The sequence below is a fragment of the Bacillus sp. Marseille-Q3570 genome (genome assembly GCF_946151055.1).
Taxonomy (GTDB): Bacteria; Bacillota; Bacilli; order Bacillales; family Fictibacillaceae; genus Pseudalkalibacillus.
Map to the genome: position 1 here is coordinate 45,157 of NZ_CAMGYZ010000015.1, position 23,465 is coordinate 68,621.

Consider the following 23,465-nt stretch of genomic DNA (forward strand, 5'->3'; position numbering starts at 1 on the left):
ACCGATAATAGGATTAAGCTGAAAGCGCAGGAGGTGGAAAATCACTAATGGAATTATCTTCATTCATGGCAAACGATCTTCAACAATTAAGGCATACGTTGAATATGAATTTGTTGGATGGGAATTTAGCAACTCAAGCGGCACAGAGTACAGTGATGTTGAAGGATTTTGAAGAAGCACAACAAGCCGTTCAAGCCCAACATCCTACGTCGGGACATACGATTGATTTGAAAGGCTGAAGAGAGTCTGGATTTGCAAAAAAGAAGCGGAGTCGACCAACTAGAAATGGTACGAATCCTAGGGGGTCTTCTCCGCAATTTCATGAATTATATTCCAAAAATTTCGCATGTCATTCTAATTGAGCTAAAATAATCGTATCCTGCAGCTCTCTGCTACTTCATAACAAAGGTCTGCGCATTTTTGGGTTTGGGTCGAATCACTTGAAGTGCATTCATTTCCGCAAGATTCACAAATCAACTCACAAAGCTGGCAGATTTCCTTAGCAAACGGTGTTTCCCTTTGTAGAGCAGTGATTGTATATGAACAAATATCATAGCATTCCAACATAAGCTTTTCACAATCATTGGAAGCCTGTAATGGCGATTTGATATTGTGTTCTTCCAGCCAATCCGCACACATGTCTTTACACGAAATGCATAGTTCTATGATGTTCTTATCTCTTTCTATAGCCATTTTCTACGCCTCCATCAGTATGTTAATATACTTTATCCGTTATGAGGCGATGATAAACGTATTCTGGCCATTATACATGCATCAAACGACGATTTCGTGAAGTTTCTCATAAATCCGGATAATATCTATTATTTTCATTCTGACAAGGCCGCTTGATGATGGGGCGACAAATTCTTTCATACCTGAAATGACAGGTTCTTTCTGCAATCCCCACTCTACTTTTCGTCTTCCGCTATATTGATTATATACACCTTTTCCAACAAAACAGACCACCTGTGGTTGGTATCTCTTTAGTTTCTTCCTCAACAATACTTTACCGTCCTTATATTCCGCTTTTGTGATTTCAGCAGCTTCTTTTGTCGGTCGTTCAACGATGTTGGTGAACCCATAACCAAACTTTGTCAGCAGCAGCCTGTCTTCTCTTGGATCATAAACCCGGTCTGTCAACCCAGATTGATGGAGGATGTTCCAGAAACGATTCCTGGGATTTGCGTAATGATGACCCGTCTCGCCAGAACGGATACTAGGATTGAAGCCTACGAATACGATTTTCAGATTATCATCAAGTAAATCTGGAATCGGTTCAAGCATTACATTCCTCCTTGTTTATCCTGTGTTTCTTTTTTCCGAACAGTCATACCACCGGAAAGAACGAATTTCATTGCTTCTTCTGGTTTCATATCCAATATTTGAACATCTGATTTTGGTATGAGAAATGTCATTCCTGCTACCTGGAATGTTTGAGGAATGTAAACAGCGATATGGTCAACCAGTGGGTCAGCGATTTCATCGATATCCTCGGAAGTTACGAAACCAATGGATTTCATATTCGTACCGGGAATATGAACTAGAGCAACCTTCGAAAACGACTTCTTCTCCCCCAGGAAAGATTGGATTGTATCTTTAATGACACTATATAAGCTTTTCACAATCGGGATACGATCAAGGAGCATATCCAATAGCTCTACAATTTTTCCGCTTAAATATTGTCTTGATAACCAACCTAGAAGAGTAATTAAAACGATGGATGCGAGTAAACCAAGTCCTGGTACATAATCTTCCTTCAAAATGCTCCTGAACGTATTTCCAAGAATGTTGTCCAAGAATTCAAATACTTTTATGACCACATAAATGACCAGGATGATCGGTAAGACGGTCACGACGCCGTTCAAGAAATTTTTAGCCAAAGCCTTCATGTCAACCTCCAATTGATATACTCTTTCGTTGTAGATGGACTTTTATATTGATATATTTGTTTTACGCGAAACTCACTTCGGGTGCGAAATTTCACTTGATCATTTTTACTATACCAACCATCAATAATAGCACTAGAGAAAAAGAGTGACCTCAAAGGATTTGATCACCCTCCAGGTCACCCCGCTCTATTTACCTCAACATTATATCATGTTCGTTCATAAACCCCATATTTCAAGATATCAATATATTGCTCCAGCCGATTAAGCAGAGGATTGAAATCTTCAAGCAGATCTGCTTCTTTCCCTTTATATTGCTGCAAAAGCCCCCGATTGAGTTGATCCATGACATTCATAACAAATTCTATTACAAACTCTTTCGTCAAACCAGTTCGTATTTGATCTTCATGCAAATAATCGAAAAGTTGGTTTGAGTTGAATTGCATGATTTGTTTGTACAGCTTTTCATATAAATCAGTGATGTCTTTTTCTAATTCCTTTGGTGTATTGAAAAATCCATTGATCAAAATAAGGTATTCATTCGGATGTTTTGAAAAGAAGTTCATTTTCAAGATAGCGACTGTTTTGATTCGTTCAAAAAAATCTGTTTCAGTCTCATCGTCTAAATGATCAAATACTTGATCGGACACGAGCCGTGCAGAGCGTTCCAACAGGAACAGATACAACGTCTTCTTGTTTTTGAAATAATGGAACAATAATCCTTTAGAGATTTCTGCCCGCTCGATGATTTTATTTGTGGAGGTATTTTCAAAACCGTTTTCAGCAAACTCTTCCATACAGGCATTTATGATCTGCTGTTTCTTCTTTTCAGGCAATCTTTCAAAAGCTGGATTCATGAACGACTTACCACCCTTAAACTGCAATATCTTTTTTTCTGTAATATAAATACGATGCTATCGTACAAATCAATATAATACCTGCCATGATCAAAATATACAAACCATCGAGTGTTTCATTCTTGATGATATCTGCGGGATCCACATATTCAAATGGGCTGAAGTACTTCAATACTTCCAATTGATCAGATACACTCGAGATCACCTGTAGGAAGTAGGTGATGAATACCAATCCAACCGTTACTGATAGGATCTGCCGCCCCTTTTTCAATACGGTTGACAGTAAAAACGCTATTGATGCAAACGTGAAATGTAACAGGATCGGTGCGACTGACAAAAGCAGGAATGGTACAAATTCAAATGATCCATCATCTACAATGATGAATGCAGCAAAGTTGAACAATGAAACGAAAACATTGAAAAGAATGATATTAACAACCACAATGAACAATTTTTGAGTGAGCATTTCTGATCTTGTTATCGGTTTTGATAACAAGAATTCGATCGTTTTCTCGCCCTCTTCTTTTGCCACCATATTCCCTGCTAATAGAACTACATAAATGCTCCCGATCAATGTATTCAACATATAACCTTCAATTGCGTAGAAACCAAGCACTGTTCCTAGACTGACCTGGTCCATATTGAAAGCTTTTTTGATCCCTTCAGGGTATGCGGACATCAATGCTTCCAAGTTTTCTTGTTGTTTTGCGAAGTCAGGAAAGATCTGCATCATCAGGAATACCAACCCACCGAGAATGACTGACCAGATTAACAAGCCGCGGAAATTCCATTTGAATTCCTGTTTGAAGATCATTTGTCTGTCCCCCCATTCGGTTCTGTCTCATAGAAATGCATGAAGATTTCATCAAGGGATGGTTCCTCGATTACTACATCCCGATAGGATTCTTGGGTCAAAGCATGTATGAGTTTATGGATATCCCCACGGAACAGGATGTTTAATGTATGGCCGATCTGTTCTTGTTGGATGATTCCATCAAGCCCAAGGTCGACTTCCTGACCTTCCTCCATTAGAATCGTGACTGTTTTGAACTGGTTTTTTGTTAAATTTTCAATCGTATCATTTGCAATCAATCTTCCTTCTTTGATGATTGCAACACGATCACACATCTTTTGTACTTCACTTAAAATGTGTGAAGAGAAGAAAATCGTTACACCCTTCTTCTTTTCTTCAAGTAAAAGATCGAAGAAAGTATGCTGCATCAACGGGTCAAGACCACCAGTCGGTTCATCCATGATCAAGATCCGAGGTTCATGCAACAAGGCTTGAACGATCCCGACCTTTTTCCGATTACCAAATGAAAGATCTTCAAATCGTTTGTTCAAATCCAATTCCAAACGCTCGGAAAGTTCTTGGACTCTCTTTTTTGCAGTTGGTTTTCTGTAAAAACTCGCTGAATAATTCAGCAATTCTTTCACCTTCATATTTTCATAATAATGGACTTCAGAAGGTAGATAGCCTACCTCTTGTTTGATTTCTTTTGATTCAGTGATGATATCTTTACCGAAAATTTTAGCAGAACCGTTTGTAGGATAGATGAAATTGAGCAGTGTTCGAATCGTGGTACTTTTCCCTGCCCCATTCGGTCCTATGAAACCATACACTTCCCCTTCTTCAACAGAAAATGTAAGATCGGAAACTGCCTGATGTTTACCGTAATATTTCGTGAGGTTGATCATTTCTATCGCTTTCATCACTAGCCCCCCTTTGGTGATTGACCACCTAGTCAAAATCCATTTTACTCCATTTTGACCAAGTGGTCAATCAGTTTCAAAAAAATAAACCTGGGGACTTGATGTTACACACTAGATAATTAAAGGCTGTTTTCGCAAACTTTGTTGCTCTTGCACTTAAAGAAAGTAAAAAATACTTTCTTCAGTATAAGGGCAACTAAGGCTCGATCTATAAAAGGCTTGGTCTCGCCAAGTTTTCTTTAAAAGTCGTTGATTTCCTCTCCAGGATGCTCGCTTTCCGCGGGGTGTATGGTGAGCCCACTCGTCGCCTTGCTACCTCAGGAGTCTCCTTTTCAAGGAGGCATTTGTGCTCCTGCGTCTACAAGAAAGTCTTGTCGAAGCGAGCTTCCTTGTCGCATACCTTGAGAGGAGATTATTCAGGAACGCTGATCCCGCAGGACAAGGAAAGCTTCAGCAGCGTTACATCGCACGAAGAAAATGCGATTTTCATTTTCGAGGAGTCTCGCACCTTGCTCTCCAATCCACTTGCACAGGGTGATTTTTTTACAATAACTCAAAAGCAACAATCTTTTAGAAAAGAGTCTAATTAAAAAAGGGACTGCCTATTCTGACAGTCTCCAACTTTTAAAAATCAAAATTATCCGGATCTGGTCCAAACCGTTCATTGCGATTCAATGCATCGATCTTGATCATTTCTTCCTCCGTCAATTGGAAATCGTATAAATCAACGTTCGCATAGATCCTTTCTTCCCGGACGGATTTCGGAATCGTTATGATGCCATGCTGTAAATCCCAGCGAAGGATGACTTGTGCCGGTGATTTCCCATAGCGACGCCCTATTTTGATCAAATCAGGATGATCGAGCAATTTTCCATGCATCAACGGGGACCATGCTTCAACTTGGATATCGTTCGCTTCACAGAACATCCGCACTTCTTCTTGTAATAATCGTGGATGAAACTCAATCTGGTTCACCATTGGTTTGATTTCTGAGTCCTTCATCAAGTCTTCTAAATGATGGACATTGAAATTACAAACTCCGATCGCTTTCGTACGACCTTCTTTATAGAGCTTTTCCATCGCTTTCCACGTTTCCTTGTACAGCCCTTCAACTGGCCAGTGTATAAGATAAAGGTCTACATAGTCGAGTCCAAGTTTATCTAGACTTCTTTCAAAGGATGTCATCGTTCGGTCATAACCCTGTCCTTTATTCCAGACTTTAGTGGTGATGAATAGTTCGTCTCTAGGGATACCAGTTTCACGGATGGCTTTGCCTACTCCTTCCTCGTTGCGGTAGATGGCCGCTGTATCAATACTTCTGTAACCTGCTTCAAGTGTTGCTTTTACAGATTTGATGACTTCCTTCCCGTCTTCTATTTTATACACACCGAAACCTAAGTAAGGCATTCTGACACCATTATGTAGTTGCGCTGTATCTTGTATGCTCTTAATCAATTTCTTCACTCCTTAGGTGCAATATTCTAGTCGTCCTTATTGACCGATTGAAATAACTCTGTAAGTTGCTCAGTCAATAGATTGAGAATCTGTTTATCTTTCACATATTGAAAATGGGAAGCAGGGTTCCAGCTCGTCAACAGATTACCAGTATTCACTTCTTTATCCTCCTGGATCACCAAACCATAAGCATTACTGATGGTTTTTAAAGGATAAGCGAGAATATCGTCACGATCGTAAATATTCCACCAGCCACCCTCTCCATCTGGATAATGCTTGTAAAAGTCGCGGGAAGGAACTTTTATAGGTCGGTCAAAATCGGTGTAACGTAAACTCCATAAAGCCAATGGTGATCCGAGAGAAATGAATCTTGCGAGTGTTTCCCCCTTTTCCAGTGGAGTAGCATTTTCCGTCCACTCCTCAATATACGCCATTCGTTCTGAAGTCTTTTGTAAGTCATAAAAGAGATTACTGGTAATCACAGTCCCTAAACTGTGCCCGATGACAGTGAGGGGCGCATTTGATCCTGCTTTTTCACTCAGTTTGGTCAATGCCTTGAAATAGATTTCATGTACTTGTTCATAATTTTGAAATTGGTCGCTTGTCGGCTGATAAGCAATTGCATCACCTAAAAATTCAATCACGAATTTCCTTAATACGGAGAAATCGAGGCGACCACTTTTCTGGACGGCCTCCCATAAGTCCTTCTCCCTTTGATTGAATACCTCACCCCAATAAATTGGTTGGAAGATAAATTCGTCACCTGTGTATGTGCGCCCTTGATCGTCCATCCATTTCTCCAACTTATCTTGTAAATTATTGATGAGGATCTCAGCAAAATCCTCTTTTTGGATACCGGCCCCATGTATGACTGCTACTGCGATTGGTTGCACGTTTCAAGTCCCCCTAATTGTATTTATTTAAGATGTGAGCATGGAATTGATTGATTTTATATGGCCATTTTATGGTTTTCGTCATCGGTGTATGTTCCACCTTCTACATTTTTCACAAGTTCACCTATCGAATAGGTATGTAGAGCGGTTGTGATATGTAAATGAATAGGACTGACCTTGTCTGGCAAGTCCTTATCGGTTCATCTTCTTGACTTTATTCCTCTTGATACATCCAGTAATCCTGCTCCGATCGTTTCACGGTCGAAATCCATTTTTACTGTATTATTGATAAGAAGGTTATATATTTCTTTTTCAGTCAGTTTACGATTCAACTTCTCTTCATACCCCTGGATCAATAGAGCTGCTGCCCCAGCTACATGAGGGGTAGCCATCGAAGTTCCTGATAATTCAGCATATCTTGTCCCTGTATAGGTTGATAAGATATTCACTCCTGGAGCAACCAGGTCAATTTCATCGTTCGTATTTGTAAAAGGTGCAGGTTTCCGATCCTCTGTCGTCGCTCCTACACATACCACTTCTGGATAGAAACCAGGATACGTATGGTCAAATGATTTTGAAATCTTATCACCTAAATTTCCTGCTGCACAAACCACAAGGATATTATTTGCAACGGCTCGTCTTACCGCAGAATGTAAACGAGGATCATGGACAGGTCCACCTAGAGACATTGAAATCACTCTAACCCGTTCTTTACCCGGTCCTTTCCAATTTATTGCGTAATGTATGCCTCTGATCAAACTATCATAAGAACTTGTACCGTTCGAGCGTATGACTTTTAATATCAACAGGTTCGCTTCAGGCGCCACACCTGCGACTCCTTGGCCATTCAATTCTGCAGCGATTGTTCCAGCGACATGGGTACCGTGGAAATGATTATCCGAATAATTCCTCGGATCCCCATTATGATCTGAAGTAAAATTCCTTCCCCCGATGATTCTATTTTTGAGATCAGGATGATTCGTTTGGCAGCCTGTATCCAAAACAGCTATGACAACACCCTTACCTTTATAACCAAGGTTCCACATCTTCTCTGCATTGATCATTTCAACACCATAGGGGATTTCCTGGGTGAATTCATTCTTGTTTCTTATCTTTGTGGGAAACAGTTGTAGGTCTGACATGCATTTATCTCCTTTTCACTTAAATCACAATCTCTTATTCTTAGTAGATTCAAGTGAAAGGGTATTGGTATAGGGAGTTGTCCCAATAAATGCAAAAAAGGGGCTGACCCATAAGTGTCTTGATATTCCTAATAAATATGACACTTTGTTAAAGGATCAACCCATATTTTTATTCATCTCGAGCCAGTCGTATTCCACTGTATTGCCACCGTTTATCAGGATGGAAAAAGTTACGGTATGAGTGTCTCACATGGGTAGAATGGGTTGTACAAGACCCTCCTCTGAGCACCATTTGATTACACATGAATTTTGCATTGTATTCACCTAACGTACCTTCAAGCGGCTTCGATCCAGGGTAAAGCGTGTAAGGGCTGGATGTCCACTCCCATACATCACCGAAAACCTTATACATTTGATTGCACGAGTGATAATCGCGATCAGGATGAAACATCTTATTATCGGCAAAGTTTCCATCAATTTCAACGTTTTTCATCGCATGCTCCCATTCGGTCTCTGTAGGCAACCGTTTTCCCGACCACCTTGCAAAGGCATCTGCTTCATAAAAACTGATATGGGTGACTGGTTCATCAAGTTCCACCTTCTTCATCCCAGATAGCGTGAATGTGTACCAGCTTCCATCTATGTTCTCCCAATACAATGGGGCTTCCCATTGGTCGTCTTTTATTTTCGTCCAGCCTTCTGATAACCAAAATGCCGGTTCTTGATATCCACCATCTTCTATGAAGTCTAGATATTCCCCATTTGTCACTGGCCGATTTGCAATTGCGTAGGCGTCCAGCCAGGATTTATGTCTCGGTCTTTCATTATCAAATGAAAACCCTTCATCAGAATAGCCAGTTTCAACAACCCCTTCTTGAAATGTGATCCAATCCATTTCTGGCAGAGAAGAACCTGGTTCGTTTCTTTTATCATGATAGATCGGTTTTAAGGGGTTTATGGAAAAATTATATTTGATATCTGTGACAAGGAGTTCCTGGTGTTGCTGTTCGTGATGTAATCCGATTTCAAGGATCGGTGCTATTTCTTCCAACGTATTTTCATGACAGTTGTCTAAGAAGTTAAACATGCTTTTATCTACATGTTGTCTGTATTCGATGATTTCTCTAACAGATGGCCTGGAAAGCAGGCCTCTTGCATGCCTTGGGTATGGTTTACCATGTGTCTCATAATAGGAATTGAATAAGTAGTCGAATGTTTCATTGAATCGAATGTACGTTGAATGATAAGGAATGAGAATGAACGTTTCGAAAAACCAGGTCGTATGGGCAAGATGCCACTTTGGGGGACTGACATCAGGAATCGATTGAACGACAAAATCTTCTGGTTCTAATGGCGCTATGATTTGTTCTGAAAATGCTCTGATCTGTTGGTAGCTTTTCAACAATAAAGTGGATTTTTGTTCAGTAATGGACAATGGGTTCGCTCCTCTCTTGACTACATCTATTTTCTATTTTGACTCTTCCCCTCCTCCTCCAGCAGCAAACCTACTCTTAAAAAAACAAAAAAGCTGGCAATTGCCAGCTTTGCAGTATGATGTCTATCGTTCTTTTTCTTTATTTTCCTGTTTCTCTAGATCAATCGGTTCATCTCTTGCAAATTCTTCCCTTGCAATTTTAGAGCCTTTAGGTGGACGGTTGATCGTCCCTTGCCGCTTGTGATCGAAGTTTTTGCCTCTACCCACTCTTCAAACCTCCTTTAAGGTGAACAAGAATGTCTTCACCATTTATTAAAAGGATAGCCTAAAGGAGTGTTTTTTACTCGGAGTTGCAGACGGATTTATCAACCAGTATAAGCGGCTTTATGTTGATTCACTAAGAAGGAATGACATTCATCGGCAACTTCTCTGCCTTCGCGGATCGCCCAAACGACCAGACTTTGACCGCGTCTTGCATCTCCCGCAGCGAATACACCTTCTTGATTAGTCATATAACTGGATTTTTCCGTCCAAATCAGACCTCTGTCTGTCTTCTTCAAATTGAATTGATCCAAGAAATCTTTTTCTGGTCCAGTAAAACCGATGGCAATCAGCACGAGTTGCGCATCCCATTCCTTTTCTGTTCCAGGGATTTCTTGCGTAATGATTTTCCCATCCACTAATTCCTTCTTGACTTGAACTGTTTGAAGAGACTTGAGTGAACCATCATCGGCAGTCTCGAAGCGCTTCGTCAAAATTTCATATTCCCTTGGGTCTTTCTTGTATTTTTTGTATGCTTCTTCGTACGCGTATTCCAAAGAAAAGGTTAACGGAAAATGTGGCCAAGGATTATCTTCTGTCCGATCCTTCGGCTGTTCCGGATGTTTACCGAACTGTACGACACTTTTACAATTTTGGCGTAATGCCGTTGCTACACAGTCTGCACCGGTATCCCCTCCACCAATGACGATGACGTCTTTCCCTTCTGCAGAAATCGGGAATTCAGATCCTTCGTTGAAGGCTTTCGTCGAACTTGTTAAATAGTCCATTGCAAAGTGAACGCCTTTACTTTCCCGTTTCTCAATCGGTAGATCACGAGGCTGCTGTGCACCTGTACAGACAATGACAGCATCATAATCTTTTGTAAGCTGTTCACGGCTGATATCGACGCCGATTTCCGTATTTAGCTTGAATTCGATCCCTTCTTCTTTCAAAAGGTTGACTCTACGTTCTACAGTCTCTTTTTCAAGCTTCATATTCGGGATTCCATACATGAGCAACCCGCCAGCACGATCGTCCCTTTCATAAACAGTCACCCAATGACCGGCTTTATTTAATTGGTCCGCTGCAGCTAACCCTGCTGGTCCAGAGCCGACGATTGCAACTTTCTTTCCCGTTCTGTGGGTTGGAGGTTCTGGTTGGACCCAACCGTTGTCGAAGCCGCGTTCAATGATTTCATTCTCAATCGACTTGATTGTCACCGGGTCGCTGTTAATTGCGAGTGTACATGATCCTTCACACGGTGCTGGACATACTCTTCCGGTGAATTCCGGGAAGTTGTTGGTTTCATCCAACCGAGCGAGTGCTTGTTTCCACTTTCCTTGATACACAAGTTCATTGAATTCTGGAATCAAATTATTGATCGGACACCCGATTGCAGAACGCCCCCATTCTGCTCCTGTATGACAAAACGGTGTGCCACAGTCCATGCACCGGGCACTTTGTTCTTTCATATCTTTTTCAGAATGCCGAAGGGTATATTCTTCCCAATCCTTCGTCCTCGTCAATGGATTACGCTCTGGATTTTTCTTCCGAGGATACGTCAGGAATCCTTTTACTTTACTCATCTCAACCCCTCCTTTTATTTTTAACACCTGATTTTAAAGGTAAGAGGCTGACCAATCTTCTGGCCAGACCCCTTTTGTTTAATTCGGTATTTTTGCGATCTTTTCACGATCGTTCTCATTTTCAGTGAGTGTACGTTTGAATTCTTCAGGAATGATCTTCACGAAATGGGAAACAGTCTCATTCCAATTGCTGAGCAATTGTTTCGCTCTCTTGCTGCCAGTATATTGAACATGTCTGAGAAGCATTGCATGGATATTTTGGATTTCATCATAATCCTCGAGTTTTTCAAACAATACCATTTCGCGGTTACATTGCCTCTTGACAGATCTTTGGTCAGGATTCCAGATATACGCGATACCGCCAGACATACCAGCAGCAAAGTTTTTCCCTATCGATCCTAGTACAATGACTTTACCACCTGTCATATATTCACAGCCATTATCGCCTAAGCCTTCAACAACCGCATGGACACCACTGTTCCGTACCGCGAAACGTTCACCTGCAGAACCGTTGATATAGACTTCACCATCAGTAGCGCCAAACAATGAAACATTACCAATGATCACTTCTTCCATTTGGCGGACAATCGATTTTGAACTTGGAGCGACAATGATCTTTCCACCTGATAGTCCTTTACCGACATAGTCATTCGCATCTCCGTTGACTCTCAACGTAATTCCCTTTGGAACGAACGCGCCGAAACTTTGTCCCGCCGATCCATTGAAAGTGAGATCGATTGTATCTTCAGGCAGTCCTTTACCGCCATATCGTTTCGTAACTTCATAACCCAAACGCGTCCCGACTGCTCTGTCTGTATTACGTATCGGCAGTGTCAAGGAGATCGGTTTCTGATTGATGATGTTGTTTTCGACTGTTGGAATGATTTCAGCAAGATCAAGATGATTTTCATCATATTCAGTCCGGTAAGGACGGTCCTTCTTCTTCCATTCTTCATCTGATTGGATCAGTAATGGTGAAAGATCCATCTGCTTCGCCTTTGGATGTTGATAGGATTTTTCATTCAGTTTCAGAAGGTCCGTCCTTCCGATCAATTCATCCAACGTTTTTACACCAAGCTGAGCCATTATTTCGCGAATTTCTTCAGCGATGAATCGCATATAATTCACGACATGTTCTGCTTCACCCATGAACTTTTTACGTAGTTCCGGGTTTTGTGTTGCGATCCCTACTGGACACGTATCAAGGTGACAAGCTCTCATTAAGATACATCCAAGTACGACAAGTGGTGCAGTTGAAAATCCATATTCCTCAGCACCAAGAAGCGCAGCTTTGACGACATCTTTCCCGGTCATCAACTTACCATCTGTCTCAACGACTACTTTATCACGTAGATTGTTTAGTACGAGTGTCTGATGTGCCTCAGCCAGACCGAGTTCCCAGGGAAGTCCCGCATGGCGTATACTCGTTTTTGGAGAAGCGCCTGTTCCTCCTTCGTAACCACTAATGAGGATGACGTCTGCTTTTCCTTTTGCGACTCCTGCAGCTATTGTACCTACCCCTGACTTCGCGACCAATTTAACACTGATCCGTGCATTTGGGTTAGCGTGCTTCAGGTCATAAATCAATTGGGACAAGTCCTCAATCGAGTAGATATCATGATGTGGAGGTGGTGAAATCAAACCTACACCAGGCGTCGACTTACGAACTTCGGCAATCCACGGATGGACTTTTTTGCCTGGAAGGTGTCCCCCTTCCCCAGGCTTCGCTCCCTGTGCCATCTTGATTTGGATTTCATCCGCACTTGAGAGATAATGACTGTTTACTCCGAAACGTCCAGATGCAACCTGTTTGATTGCACTCTTTCGGATATCCCCATTCTTATCAGGGATGAACCGGTCAGGGTCTTCGCCACCTTCTCCCGAGTTACTTTTTCCTCCAATGCGGTTCATAGCGACCGCTAAGATTTCATGGGCTTCTTTACTTAGTGAACCATATGACATTGCACCTGTTTTGAAACGTTTGAAAATCGCTTCAGCCGGCTCAACTTGTTCAAGCGGTATCGGTTCACTTTTTGTTTTTATATCCAATAGATCACGCAGGTACGTGATGCTTTCATTAGAAGCCAACTCAGAAAACCGTTCATAAAGCTCTTTATTGTTGGTCCTGCAGGCATGCTGGAGTGTATGGATCGTTTCCGGATTGAAGGAATGATATTCTCCATTCTTTCTCCATTGCATCGCACCGCCTGATTCCAATAGAAAATCTTTTTCAACGAATGCTTTTCTGTGCCGTTTCAAAGATTCTTCCGCAATCGTTTCCAAACCGATGCCGCTTAACTTCGAAGCAGTCCCCGCAAAATACTTGGCGATGACTCCTTCATCGATTCCGATCGCTTCAAAAGTTTGTGCTCCTCGATAACTTTGAATCGTTGAAATCCCCATTTTTGACATCACTTTGACAATTCCAGAAGTAGCAGCTTCTCTGTATCGTTCAACTGCTTCCTCGTAGTCATGATCAGTGATGTGTTCTTGACTGATCAAGTCTTCGATTGTGCGATAAGCAAGGTATGGATAGATCATGTCTGCACCGAATCCAATGAGCATTGAGAATTGATGGACATCTCGGGCTTCTGCTGTTTCTACAATAATGCTTGCTTTCGTACGTAACCCTTTACGGACAAGGAAATGGTGTAACCCACTCACCATGAGCAACGACGGAATCGGAACTTTATTTTCGTTCATGTCTCGATCCGTAAGTACAATCAATGGAGTGCCTTGAGCAATCGTGGCTTCGACTTTTTCGAAGATCTCTTCCAATCGCGACTCTAAGGAAGCTGCTCCTTTGTCTGCGGAGAAACAATAGGAAATTTTCTTCGAAAGGAAATCATTTCGTCCATTATGAATGATTTCTTCGTATTCTTGTTTACGTAGGATTGGTGTATAAAGTCTGATCCGTTTACAATGTTGTGGGCCTTCCTCCAATACATTACTCTTCGGTCCAAGGTAAGATGTAGTTGATGTAACACCTTTTTCCCGGATCGCATCAATCGGTGGATTGGTTACTTGTGCGAATAATTGCTTGAAATAATTGAATAACAGTTGAGGCTTCTCGGACAATACAGCAAGAGGTGTATCATTCCCCATCGAACCGATCGGATCTTTCTGTTCATTGACCATCGGGACGATGTTTTTGGTAATCTCCTCATTCGTAAACCCGTGTGTAATCTGATAGGTTAATAGCTGATCATCTGACAACCCTTCAAAACTCTGGTCATCGATGCGACCATTCAGTTGGACCAATGATTCATTCAGCCATTTTCTGTATGGGTGCTCAGTTGCGATTGAACGTTTTATATCGTCATTCAATAATACTTCATGCTTTTCAAGGTCGATCAGAATCATTTCACCAGGGGCAAGACGCCCTTTCTGAGCAACTCTATCCTGTTCGACATCCAGTACGCCTACTTCTGATGAGAAGATGATCGTATTGTCATCTGTCAAATAATAACGGGCTGGACGTAGGCCATTTCGGTCGATAGAAGCACCGATCTGCCTGCCGTTCGTATAGGCAAGTGCTGTAGGACCATCCCATGGTTCCATGATACAGCTTAAATATTCAAAACAAGCCCGCTCAGGATCTTTCATCTGTTCATTGAAATCCCATGCTTCAGGCACCATCAACATAGCCGTATGGGAAATCGACCTTCCATTCATCACCAGGTACTCGAAAGCCTGGTCGAGCATACCTGAATCGCTGCCCTCAGTTGAAATGACAGGAAGAAGCTCTTTGTGTCTTTCTCCGAACACATTGGATACAGCAGTGCTTTCCCTTGCTTTCATCCAATTCACATTGCCGGTGATGGTATTGATTTCACCGTTATGCATGATCATTCTGTTCGGATGTGCTCTTTCCCACGAAGGAAACGTATTCGTACTATATCTTGAATGGACCATGCCGAACATCGACGTACAAGCTGGGTCATCAAGATCAAGGTAGAATTGATCCAATTGGTAGGATGTGAGCATACCTTTATAAACAATGGTACTTGGTGACAGGCTAGCAATGTAAAATGGGCCCTCTTGTACATCTGTTTCATCAACGACACGTTTTTCAATAATCCTACGAATTAGATATAGACGTTGTTCGAACTTTTGAACCGAGCGGATATCATCTGGTCGTTTAATGAAGATTTGACGAATAAAAGGCATCGTTTGTCTAGAGGTTGACGTAACGATTTCTTCATTTACAGGGACCGTCCTCCAACCGATCAATTGGAGGTTTTCTTCTTCTGCAATTTCTTCAATAAGACTTTCAATCTGGCTCCGTACCTTCTGCTCTTGCGGAAGGAACAACATACCGACAGCATATTCTCCTTGTTTCGGCAGGAAATTGTTCCATTTTTTTCTGAATAGCTGATCTGGTATTTGTACCATGATTCCAGCTCCGTCCCCAGAGTCTGGGTCTGACCCCTGGCCACCTCTATGCTCAAGTCGACAAAGCATTGTAATAGCATCTTTAATTGTTTGATGTGTAGCTACCCCATCAACTTTTGCGACAAATCCGATTCCACAAGCATCACTCTCAAAATCAGGATCATATAATCCTTGTTTTTGTGGAAGACCAGTTCGAATCATAGTATCACCCCATCTGCATTTATTTTAATGTTAGGTATCTATACCCGATAATTCATTGTTTTTCCACTATTCATTTCGAAAATTTCTGACAAAAAGGTTTGTTTTCATATTAGGGGTTTTCTGTTATGCTTTCAATATATAAATTCGATAGAATTGATCTCATTTTGAGATCAAGCGCTTACAAGGGTTGATATGATGGAACTTAGACAAATCAAATATTTTATAAAAGTTGCAGAAATGGAGCATGTCAGCGACGCGGCTGCAGAGTTACACGTTGCACAATCTGCAGTCAGTCGTCAAATTGCGAATCTTGAAGAAGAATTGGGTGTGAAGCTCTTCTTCAGAGAAGGCAGGAACATCCGGTTGACCCCAGTCGGAAGGATCTTTTTGGATCATGTCAAGATAGCTATCGTCGAGTTAGATAAAGCAAAACAAGAGGTCTATGAATTCTTGAATCCAGAAACGGGGACAATCCGGCTCGGTTTTCCGACCAGCCTTGCTGCAAAAACGTTGCCACAGGTCATTTCTGCATTCCGGAAAGAGCATCCACAGATCGGGTTCCAATTACGTCAGGGTACGGTACCAGAATTGACGACTGCGGTCATCCAGGGGCATATCGATCTCGCCTTTGTTTCCCCAGTACCTAAGAAACAAATGGATGTTAAGGGACAAATCTTTTTTACAGAGAAGGTAATGGCTCTACTTCCACTCAATCACCCATTAGCGGATGAGCCCTATCTCCGGTTGGTTCAATTACGACATGATTCCTTCGTACTCTTTCGTCAAGGATACAATTTGAGGGATACTGTAATGCGCGCCTGCCAACAGGTTGGATTCAACCCACGGATTGCTTTTGAAGGTGAGGATGTCGATACGATAAAAGGGCTCGTATCTGCGGGACTTGGTGTCAGCCTGTTACCTGAAATTACACTCCATGGACCGAGGGAACAGGAATGGAAGGCGGTAGAAATCGTGGAACCGAATGTAACAAGGACGGTCGGCATCGTCATTCCACAAAACCGTGAACTTGCACCATCTGAAAAAATCTTTTTCGAGTTCCTTAAACAATTCTATGAAAAACTGAACCGGTTCGGTGAATAATAGGAAAAGAGGCTGATATTTGCTCAGCCTCTTTTAATATGTCTTTTCTTAAAGATTGTTACTTTTGGGCCAATTTTGGTAATGAACCACATTGTGCAAATTGATTGGAGAGTCAGGTGCGAGACTCCTGCGGAATCAGCGTGCCTACTACCTGAATAATCTCCTCGCAAGGCATGCGACGAGGAAGCTCGCTTCGACAGGACATTCTTGTAGACGCAGGAGCACAAATGCTTCCTTGAAAAGGAGACTCCTGAGGTCGCTAAGCGACGAGTGGGCTCACCGCACGCCCCGCGGAAAGCGAGCATCCTGGAGCGGAAATCAACGACTTTCAAGAGCCACAGCGTATGCAAAACAGTCTTTAATAACTATAGTTCTATTCACAATCATTACTCTCTATGGCATTAAACTGAATTGCATCGTCACCCATTCATTACTCTTTTTCGTGTCAATCAGTTGATAGCCATTCGTTATAAAATAATCCACTAGTTTATCCATGCTCCACTCGACGATTCCGGAGATAAGGAAATGATTCACTTTACGATCAAAGAGATCCTGTTTCTCCATGATACGTATCGTTTCATCTGAACCAATATTAATGAAAACCCAATCAATCGACATCGGGGTTTTAAATTTTTCATGGATCAAATCCTTCTGAGCGGGCTGGATTCCTTTTATATTATTTAATCCAGCGTTAAGTCGTACTTCCCGTTCACAAGGTTCGATGTCAAGTGCAATTACTGTCTCTGCACCTTTCATTGCTGCCGCGATACTTAGAACACCTGAACCCGTTCCGACATCAATAATAGTTGTATTTGAAAAATCTTTATCCAGAATGACTTTGAGGCAATCTCTGGTTGTTTCATGCGAGCCTGTTCCGAAGCCTCCCATCGAATCAAGAATGATGGAATATTTGGCAGATGGGTCATTTTCAGGTGAAATGATCTCCCATTCATCATTGATGGAAATGGCGGGAATCGGCTGTTGCCAATCCTGGGGTATGTATTTCTCATATGTAATCGCATCACATTCAATGTTGAACAGCCTGGTTATTACGTCGATCGTTTCACTCGGTGACGTTGATTCACTGATGATATGCAGACGAACATTTTGAGTTTCTTCTATTTGATATTGGTACCCGTTTTCGTTACGTGAAACTGCAATAGGTTGATTGTAATATATATTGAAAAAACCTGCAGCAGCCAGTTTCTCCATTACTTCATCAGCCTTTACGTATGGTATATCAAACATAAATTGGTATTCCATGACACACTCCTTATTCATTTTTTCAGATACCGGTATAGTCGATTGAAGGGGTATGCACTTTAGAAAAATTGGCGATGATGGTAACTAAAAAGGTGATTTCATATGGAATTATATCGTATTTTCTATACCTTTCGCACAAAAGAATTGAATTTCCTAACCATTACCGGGATGGATATGGTACAACACAAGTTATTTTCGGTATTAGTATATTCTCCAAACGATTCGATCGACTTGGATCATCCTTTGTCACCAGACATTCCTTCTTCTTTAAAAACTCTATTACTTGAACGAAAGTATAAGATTGATACGGGGTATTATGATTTAGCATCATGGGAAACAAATGTCATCCATTAATTTATTGGTCCAGATCGAGTGGTAACCTCGACTTCTTTTGTAACTTTTTAATGATATAAGAAATCAGAGCGATGAATACAATGACGACTAAAATAGCGACGATTCGATCCGTATTACCAGTAGCAAGGCTGCTTCCAAAAAAATTCAATAAAAATACACCAGGAATCATCCCACATAAAGTCCCAGCAACGTATGGCCGGAAACCAACATTAGAAAGACCAGAGGCGATACTAACCAAATCATAATTCAAAAATGGGACTACCCTTAAGAATAATACGTAATAGAACCCTCTCTCATCAATGCTTTTCTGAAGCTTTTGTGTTCTGTTCCATTGCTGCGCCTGAAACTGATGCCCGAATGTCCGTACTATGATAAACGTCAATGAAGCACCAATTAATGTTCCAGTAATCGTCAATAATGTCCCGAGCAGAACCCCGAATGCAAGTCCACCGGCTATCGAGAGAATCATCATCGGAAAGAAAATGAACGGACGAAGGGAACACAACACTAGATAAATGACAGGTGAAAAGATTCCGAAAGAGACAATCCAGTCTCTTACGTTTTTCGTGTCATATCCTACATAATTCCGCCCTATCCATACTAAAAGAATGAAAAATAAGATGATCGATCTGTATTTCAGTATTTTCATAATGATAGTCATAAACAAAGCCCTTCCTCCTGAAGAGTCAATATATGTACTCTTTAATAAAAGTGCTACAAGCCTAAACGGGTCACTTCCACTCTTCGTTTGCCCGTGGGAAGAGAGTGAATTTCACGAAAACCAACTAAAAACAGAGCCTGCTTAAGATAAGCTTGCTCTGTAATATATGTCATGTCAACTGATTGTGTACGTTCGAACATGACGTTAATTTACATAATATTTTTATGTTATCCTTCGTCTTTTGATAATTTGACTAAAGATTTGATTTTCTTATGGATTTTCGCTTCACTATATTGTTTTTCAGCATATTTTTTTTCGAATTTATCCATTTCCATGAAGATTTTTTTATCGGGAGAGACAGTAACATCCATTTCAGGGTACTTCTTCTCTACTTTCTTCTTCACTTTTTTCGTAATTTCCTTCAATTGAAAACGATCTACAGTTGTAATCTTGATAGCAATCAATAAATCGTCCTGTGCTTGCATGATTTTAACATCCTCTACCCCTTTCATCTGTTTTATGTTCTTTTCTAATGAGGTTCCTTCCTCAGTCGCCATTTCCTGTGTTGTAATCGTATTTTGTTTTTCTGTCTTCTGTTCAAAATTACATCCTGCCAGAAAAGAAATCAACACAATAACCGTCCAAAGCATCTTCATTCGGAATTGAAATTGTAACATCCTGCTATCTCACCTTTCACCTTATGATAATTTTAAATGTCCAAATTTACGATTTTGTTCAATCAGTTCTGTGAATAAAGTTGGGTAATCGACTGTTTCAATCCTTTGATGATATAGCTGTATTTGTTCCTGTAACTCTTTGGAATAGATTGGGTCATCCAGATTGTTTAAAATTTGATTCTCAACGTTCATTTCAACGTTAATGCAATAGCCTAATCCCCGCTTTTTCAAGTAATTCAAGTTATATTCTTCCTGGCCAGGCAGGCAGTCATTGATAAAAATCGGAATCCTCTTCATAAGGGATTCCGCCAACGTCACACCTCCAGGCTTAGTGATGATGGCATCGCTGTGTTCATACATATCATTCATTTCAACTTTTGAATCAATATATGGATAGGTGGTGATGTATTTATTATCAAGCCCTTTAACCTGGCTCAATAGCCGATAGTTTTTACCGCATAAAACTGTATAATGTAACCTTCCAGAAGGAGGGATTTCTTTTATGAAGTCTAAAATATGCCCAGCCCCTTGATTACCACCTGTAAGCAATACACGATATTGCTTCTTTACCTGATGAGTCTTCCTTGCAACAGGAGTAATATGTCGATTTACTGGAATCCCGCTTGTTAAAATCTTTTGGGGGGCTACCCCGTCTTGGATAAGTTCTTCCCTGAAATCTTCATCTGGGACTAAATGTAAATCAACAGCTGTTCTCCCCCAGAGGTTATTGATGAAGTAATCCGTATATATATTGACGATAGGAATGTTTAATTCTCCGGCAGCTTTTAAATGGTTGACCAGGTATGACGGTAAAGCATGAGTACAGATGATAAGATCAGGTTGTTTCCTTGCAATAATTTCACGTGTACTCTTCAAGAACAGTTTTTGATAAAACTTATGAGAAAAATTATTCTCCTTCTGAGAGTTGGCTAACCTTTTGTATACGTTGCTATAGAACGCCGGCCCGTTTTTGATCCAGCTTAAATAAACCTGCGAAACGGCCAATTCACCTTTCCCATATATAGAGGAAAGGAGCTCTATTTTTTCACAAGCGAATAGATCATCCAATTCAGAACGAATGGTATCGGCTACATGATGATGCCCTGATGAAATTGTTAACAATGGCATGATTAGGACCTTTTTCATGGGATAGAACCTTCTCATTTTTACTCTTAGTGTTTGGAAACAATCCGAAATAATTCCTGTGGTTTTCTAACCTGTTATTTCCATCATTACAATACAAATTTAGGCTAAAAATAATGGGGAGAAAATGTATGTAAGGAGTTTAAGATATGGAATTTATAAGGAGCTCTGCAATTTCCATTTGGAGTATATTAGATCCATTGTATTATTCACTTACCCGATTGACGTATATTGAAAAAGACTCGCCTGCAAAGTGCATTTTCAGAGTCAGACTGACGAAATACAAAGGATATCCTACCTTGTTGGAAGATGGAACACAAATCAATAAGAACGATCTGATGATCAAGATCCATCTTCACAATGTCAGGCTGATCAAAGAGATGCGTAACGCGAAGAATGATTTTCAAAAAGTAATCCAAATATACCGATGCGTCCAACAGTCCATGCCATACTTAGCTGCTTATGTGGAAAAACACGAACAGCTTGGCGAAATTAAAGGGATCATTGGGATCACCCTCATCAATAAAGGAACAAATAAGCTCGGATTTGAATCCTTCGAATTGAAAAGTAAGCTTTACCGAGTATTTAAATTGACCTCACTATTACCGATCTATTTATTGTCGAATCAGAATAAAAATGGCATTTTTGGAACAGAACCGAGGTATTTGATGATGTCCAAAGATAGGCTGATTGGTCGGTATAACTTGAAATAACAACAATTTACATCATTTACCGGTTCCAATCCCCTCTGAATTTCCTATAATTGTATATGGGAGGGGATTGGATGTTTATTTTGTTATCGGCTATTTTGATTTCAGCTTTCGCCATATATAGAGCTTATATCAATACTAAGGATGTAACTTTAAAAAGAATCAAAGTTTTGAGTAATGATAAAGGACCTCAGACGAACTTACGAATCCTGCAAATTTCGGACATGCATTTAGAGAACATTTCGGTTACTCCTGAAGAAATTCATGAGAAACTGAAAAACGAAAAGATTGATTTGATTGCACTTACTGGCGATTATCTTGATCGTAAAAAAACGCTTACGAAGCTCCCTGCTTATCTAGAGGTTTTTCAAAAGCTTGATCCAACCTATGGAATCTATGCTGTTTTCGGCAACCATGATTATGTATTGAATGATAAGTCATTTGATAAACTAGAAAAAATATTGAATATGTATGATTGTAAGACGTTACGTAATGAGCACGAGATGATTACGATAAACGGTCATACTGTCAATCTTATTGGGATCGATGATTTTGGCACAGGAAAGAGTGATCTTGAGAAATCTTATAAAGGGCTGCCAGTATCTGATTATAATCTGGTCCTTACTCATGACCCGAATATTGTATTGGATCTCAATCAACAACACTTCGATTATTTATTATCTGGTCATTTCCATAATGGTCAGATTCATTGGCCGAAGCCATACCACCTTGCGAAAATGGGAAAATTGGCTCGTCAAAAAATTGTCCAGGGACTTCATCATATGTATGAGAAACCATTTTATATCAGTGAAGGGTTAGGACAAACGGGCATCAACATACGTGTAGGTTCACGCCCTGAGATTACAATACATGAAGTAGGAATTACAAAAGCCGAAGCTTCCGGGAATGCCGCTTCATGAAACAAAGCTGATTCAAGTCTAGAACTCATCAGAGATAGGCTTCAATCAGCTTTTTTTAATCGAAAATGGGAAATAAAAACGTTTTTTTATTTCGATGGAATAAAGGATCATATCCTAAGGCCTTTAGTTGATCAGCTATGAGTTTATACCCATACCCATTAGGATGCACGCCATCAATAGAGAGTGCGTTACCCCCATTTGCTTTAAACGGTTCATAGATCCTGGCAACCTTCAGATTTTTACATTCGAACTTCTCCAGTTGCTTGTTGAATGTTTTAATCCATAATTCGCTGAAGGAGAGATAAGGGAACGGATTATACAAACCAACCATTCTTATGATATAGGGTTCTTTCCTTTTTTCTTTAATTTTACGGGTTTCATGAAGCATCATTGAAAGATTTTTCATGCTTTCATTAATGGCAGTTTTAAAAATAGTTGTGTCATTCATAAAAAAGTATTTCTTTGCTGCTTTCCTTAAATCATTACCTCCAGCAGTGATTGTAATCACGTCCGCCTCTGCAATCGCCTGCTTCACATTTTCATTAGTAAGAAACTCCAATACCTGTGCTGTCGTTGCACCGTTTTTTGCAAATACATGACGTTCTACTTTTCGATTGGCAGCAGTTTCGATAGACTCGGTGTACCGTGATACAAATCCTGGAGCAAAGATTGAACCGACACCTACTGTCAAAGAATCCCCTAACGCTGTATATCTGATAATATTCTCGTCCATATACATTCACCTGTTGATATATTTAAAACACTTATAATAAGTTATGTTCCTTGAAAATACGTGATATGGACAACCGTTT

General features: G+C 40.6%; 23 protein-coding genes. 5 read left to right on the plus strand and 18 right to left on the minus strand.

Annotation, left to right across the window (positions count from 1 at the left end):
- The first annotated feature begins 47 nt into the window (after nucleotides 1-47).
- Entirely contained in the window at nucleotides 48-239 is a 192-nt protein-coding gene (locus N8M93_RS18265; protein ID WP_261134078.1) for a polyribonucleotide nucleotidyltransferase, read from the plus strand.
- A gap of 124 nt (nucleotides 240-363) precedes the next feature.
- On the opposite strand, the gene N8M93_RS18270 is transcribed toward N8M93_RS18265, so the two are convergent.
- The 13 genes from N8M93_RS18270 to gltB all read right to left on the minus strand — a co-directional run bounded on the left by N8M93_RS18270 (nucleotide 364) and on the right by gltB (nucleotide 15,824).
- Entirely contained in the window at nucleotides 364-693 is a 330-nt protein-coding gene (locus tag N8M93_RS18270) for a four-helix bundle copper-binding protein (RefSeq protein ID WP_261134079.1), read from the minus strand.
- An 81-nt stretch (nucleotides 694-774) separates the two neighbouring features.
- Nucleotides 775-1,284, minus strand: a complete 510-nt coding sequence (locus N8M93_RS18275) for a mismatch-specific DNA-glycosylase (protein WP_261134080.1) — start codon at nucleotides 1,282-1,284, stop codon at nucleotides 775-777.
- On the minus strand, nucleotides 1,284-1,889 hold the full coding sequence (locus N8M93_RS18280; RefSeq protein WP_261134081.1) for a DUF502 domain-containing protein: 606 nt from the start codon (nucleotides 1,887-1,889) through the stop codon (nucleotides 1,284-1,286). The genes N8M93_RS18275 and N8M93_RS18280 overlap by 1 nt, the downstream gene beginning before the upstream one ends.
- 206 nt (nucleotides 1,890-2,095) lie before the next feature.
- A complete protein-coding gene (locus N8M93_RS18285; RefSeq protein WP_261134083.1) occupies nucleotides 2,096-2,743 on the minus strand; it encodes a TetR/AcrR family transcriptional regulator in 648 nt (215 codons plus the stop codon).
- A gap of 16 nt (nucleotides 2,744-2,759) precedes the next feature.
- Entirely contained in the window at nucleotides 2,760-3,557 is a 798-nt protein-coding gene (locus N8M93_RS18290; RefSeq protein WP_261134085.1) for an ABC transporter permease, read from the minus strand.
- Complete coding sequence (locus tag N8M93_RS18295) at nucleotides 3,554-4,456, minus strand: ABC transporter ATP-binding protein (RefSeq protein ID WP_261134086.1); 903 nt, start codon at nucleotides 4,454-4,456, stop codon at nucleotides 3,554-3,556. The genes N8M93_RS18290 and N8M93_RS18295 overlap by 4 nt, the downstream gene beginning before the upstream one ends.
- A gap of 624 nt (nucleotides 4,457-5,080) precedes the next feature.
- Nucleotides 5,081-5,863 (minus strand): aldo/keto reductase, encoded by a 783-nt coding sequence (locus tag N8M93_RS18300; RefSeq protein ID WP_396125703.1) that lies wholly within the window; start codon nucleotides 5,861-5,863, stop codon nucleotides 5,081-5,083.
- A gap of 74 nt (nucleotides 5,864-5,937) precedes the next feature.
- Nucleotides 5,938-6,804, minus strand: coding sequence for a chemotaxis protein (locus N8M93_RS18305; RefSeq protein WP_261134088.1), 867 nt, complete (start codon nucleotides 6,802-6,804; stop codon nucleotides 5,938-5,940).
- Nucleotides 6,805-7,004: 200 nt separating this feature from the next.
- On the minus strand, nucleotides 7,005-7,946 hold the full coding sequence (locus tag N8M93_RS18310; RefSeq protein ID WP_261134089.1) for a S8 family peptidase: 942 nt from the start codon (nucleotides 7,944-7,946) through the stop codon (nucleotides 7,005-7,007).
- 169 nt (nucleotides 7,947-8,115) lie between these two features.
- Nucleotides 8,116-9,381 carry an ergothioneine biosynthesis protein EgtB gene (gene egtB / locus N8M93_RS18315; protein ID WP_314728307.1) on the minus strand — a complete coding sequence of 422 codons (1,266 nt, stop codon included), beginning with the start codon at nucleotides 9,379-9,381 and terminating at the stop codon, nucleotides 8,116-8,118.
- Between the two features lie 123 nt (nucleotides 9,382-9,504).
- Nucleotides 9,505-9,648, minus strand: a complete 144-nt coding sequence (locus N8M93_RS18320; protein ID WP_221564841.1) for a hypothetical protein — start codon at nucleotides 9,646-9,648, stop codon at nucleotides 9,505-9,507.
- Between the two features lie 98 nt (nucleotides 9,649-9,746).
- Nucleotides 9,747-11,228, minus strand: coding sequence for a glutamate synthase subunit beta (locus N8M93_RS18325; protein WP_261134090.1), 1,482 nt, complete (start codon nucleotides 11,226-11,228; stop codon nucleotides 9,747-9,749).
- 78 nt (nucleotides 11,229-11,306) lie between these two features.
- Nucleotides 11,307-15,824 carry a glutamate synthase large subunit gene (gltB, locus tag N8M93_RS18330; RefSeq protein ID WP_261134091.1) on the minus strand — a complete coding sequence of 1,506 codons (4,518 nt, stop codon included), beginning with the start codon at nucleotides 15,822-15,824 and terminating at the stop codon, nucleotides 11,307-11,309.
- Nucleotides 15,825-16,019: 195 nt separating this feature from the next.
- Between gltB and N8M93_RS18335 the strand changes: the two genes are divergently transcribed.
- Nucleotides 16,020-16,925, plus strand: coding sequence for a LysR family transcriptional regulator (locus tag N8M93_RS18335; protein ID WP_261134093.1), 906 nt, complete (start codon nucleotides 16,020-16,022; stop codon nucleotides 16,923-16,925).
- 393 nt (nucleotides 16,926-17,318) lie between these two features.
- On the opposite strand, the gene N8M93_RS18340 is transcribed toward N8M93_RS18335, so the two are convergent.
- Complete coding sequence (locus tag N8M93_RS18340; protein ID WP_261134095.1) at nucleotides 17,319-18,188, minus strand: 50S ribosomal protein L11 methyltransferase; 870 nt, start codon at nucleotides 18,186-18,188, stop codon at nucleotides 17,319-17,321.
- Nucleotides 18,189-18,290: 102 nt separating this feature from the next.
- Here N8M93_RS18340 and N8M93_RS18345 point away from each other — a divergent pair, with 102 nt between their 5' ends.
- Nucleotides 18,291-18,542, plus strand: a complete 252-nt coding sequence (locus N8M93_RS18345; protein ID WP_261134096.1) for a hypothetical protein — start codon at nucleotides 18,291-18,293, stop codon at nucleotides 18,540-18,542.
- 1 nt (nucleotide 18,543) lies between these two features.
- On the opposite strand, the gene N8M93_RS18350 is transcribed toward N8M93_RS18345, so the two are convergent.
- From N8M93_RS18350 to N8M93_RS18360, 3 genes are all read right to left on the minus strand, one after another.
- Nucleotides 18,544-19,203, minus strand: coding sequence for a TVP38/TMEM64 family protein (locus N8M93_RS18350; protein WP_261134097.1), 660 nt, complete (start codon nucleotides 19,201-19,203; stop codon nucleotides 18,544-18,546).
- Between the two features lie 227 nt (nucleotides 19,204-19,430).
- Nucleotides 19,431-19,880, minus strand: coding sequence for a YhcN/YlaJ family sporulation lipoprotein (locus N8M93_RS18355; protein WP_261134098.1), 450 nt, complete (start codon nucleotides 19,878-19,880; stop codon nucleotides 19,431-19,433).
- Nucleotides 19,881-19,901: 21 nt separating this feature from the next.
- Nucleotides 19,902-21,026: an MGDG synthase family glycosyltransferase gene (locus N8M93_RS18360; protein ID WP_261134099.1), complete on the minus strand. Its 1,125-nt coding sequence runs from the start codon at nucleotides 21,024-21,026 to the stop codon at nucleotides 19,902-19,904.
- A 146-nt stretch (nucleotides 21,027-21,172) separates the two neighbouring features.
- Here N8M93_RS18360 and N8M93_RS18365 point away from each other — a divergent pair, with 146 nt between their 5' ends.
- Both N8M93_RS18365 and N8M93_RS18370 read left to right on the plus strand, forming a co-directional pair.
- Complete coding sequence (locus N8M93_RS18365) at nucleotides 21,173-21,736, plus strand: YkoP family protein (protein WP_261134100.1); 564 nt, start codon at nucleotides 21,173-21,175, stop codon at nucleotides 21,734-21,736.
- A gap of 71 nt (nucleotides 21,737-21,807) precedes the next feature.
- Nucleotides 21,808-22,653: a metallophosphoesterase gene (locus tag N8M93_RS18370; protein WP_261134101.1), complete on the plus strand. Its 846-nt coding sequence runs from the start codon at nucleotides 21,808-21,810 to the stop codon at nucleotides 22,651-22,653.
- Between the two features lie 55 nt (nucleotides 22,654-22,708).
- Here the strand turns inward: N8M93_RS18370 and N8M93_RS18375 are convergent, their stop codons facing one another.
- Nucleotides 22,709-23,386, minus strand: coding sequence for a GDSL-type esterase/lipase family protein (locus tag N8M93_RS18375; protein WP_261134102.1), 678 nt, complete (start codon nucleotides 23,384-23,386; stop codon nucleotides 22,709-22,711).
- Nucleotides 23,387-23,465: the final 79 nt, after the last annotated feature.

Excerpts from the sequence above, each read along its gene's own strand:
- N8M93_RS18325 (WP_261134090.1), bottom strand. The coding sequence starts at position 11,228 with ATGAGTAAAGTAAAAGGATTCCTGACGTATCCTCGGAAGAAAAATCCA.
- N8M93_RS18295 (WP_261134086.1), bottom strand. The coding sequence starts at position 4,456 with ATGAAAGCGATAGAAATGATCAACCTCACGAAATATTACGGTAAACAT.
- N8M93_RS18300 (WP_396125703.1), bottom strand. The coding sequence starts at position 5,863 with ATGCCTTACTTAGGTTTCGGTGTGTATAAAATAGAAGACGGGAAGGAA.
- N8M93_RS18370 (WP_261134101.1), top strand. The coding sequence starts at position 21,808 with ATGTTTATTTTGTTATCGGCTATTTTGATTTCAGCTTTCGCCATATAT.
- N8M93_RS18360 (WP_261134099.1), bottom strand. The coding sequence starts at position 21,026 with ATGAAAAAGGTCCTAATCATGCCATTGTTAACAATTTCATCAGGGCAT.
- N8M93_RS18290 (WP_261134085.1), bottom strand. The coding sequence starts at position 3,557 with ATGATCTTCAAACAGGAATTCAAATGGAATTTCCGCGGCTTGTTAATC.
- N8M93_RS18275 (WP_261134080.1), bottom strand. The coding sequence starts at position 1,284 with ATGCTTGAACCGATTCCAGATTTACTTGATGATAATCTGAAAATCGTA.
- N8M93_RS18310 (WP_261134089.1), bottom strand. The coding sequence starts at position 7,946 with ATGTCAGACCTACAACTGTTTCCCACAAAGATAAGAAACAAGAATGAA.
- gltB (WP_261134091.1), bottom strand. The coding sequence starts at position 15,824 with ATGATTCGAACTGGTCTTCCACAAAAACAAGGATTATATGATCCTGAT.
- N8M93_RS18350 (WP_261134097.1), bottom strand. The coding sequence starts at position 19,203 with ATGACTATCATTATGAAAATACTGAAATACAGATCGATCATCTTATTT.
- N8M93_RS18265 (WP_261134078.1), top strand. The coding sequence starts at position 48 with ATGGAATTATCTTCATTCATGGCAAACGATCTTCAACAATTAAGGCAT.
- N8M93_RS18365 (WP_261134100.1), top strand. The coding sequence starts at position 21,173 with ATGGAATTTATAAGGAGCTCTGCAATTTCCATTTGGAGTATATTAGAT.
- N8M93_RS18375 (WP_261134102.1), bottom strand. The coding sequence starts at position 23,386 with ATGGACGAGAATATTATCAGATATACAGCGTTAGGGGATTCTTTGACA.
- N8M93_RS18285 (WP_261134083.1), bottom strand. The coding sequence starts at position 2,743 with ATGAATCCAGCTTTTGAAAGATTGCCTGAAAAGAAGAAACAGCAGATC.
- N8M93_RS18280 (WP_261134081.1), bottom strand. The coding sequence starts at position 1,889 with ATGAAGGCTTTGGCTAAAAATTTCTTGAACGGCGTCGTGACCGTCTTA.
- N8M93_RS18340 (WP_261134095.1), bottom strand. The coding sequence starts at position 18,188 with ATGGAATACCAATTTATGTTTGATATACCATACGTAAAGGCTGATGAA.
- N8M93_RS18270 (WP_261134079.1), bottom strand. The coding sequence starts at position 693 with ATGGCTATAGAAAGAGATAAGAACATCATAGAACTATGCATTTCGTGT.
- N8M93_RS18335 (WP_261134093.1), top strand. The coding sequence starts at position 16,020 with ATGGAACTTAGACAAATCAAATATTTTATAAAAGTTGCAGAAATGGAG.
- N8M93_RS18355 (WP_261134098.1), bottom strand. The coding sequence starts at position 19,880 with ATGTTACAATTTCAATTCCGAATGAAGATGCTTTGGACGGTTATTGTG.
- N8M93_RS18345 (WP_261134096.1), top strand. The coding sequence starts at position 18,291 with ATGGAATTATATCGTATTTTCTATACCTTTCGCACAAAAGAATTGAAT.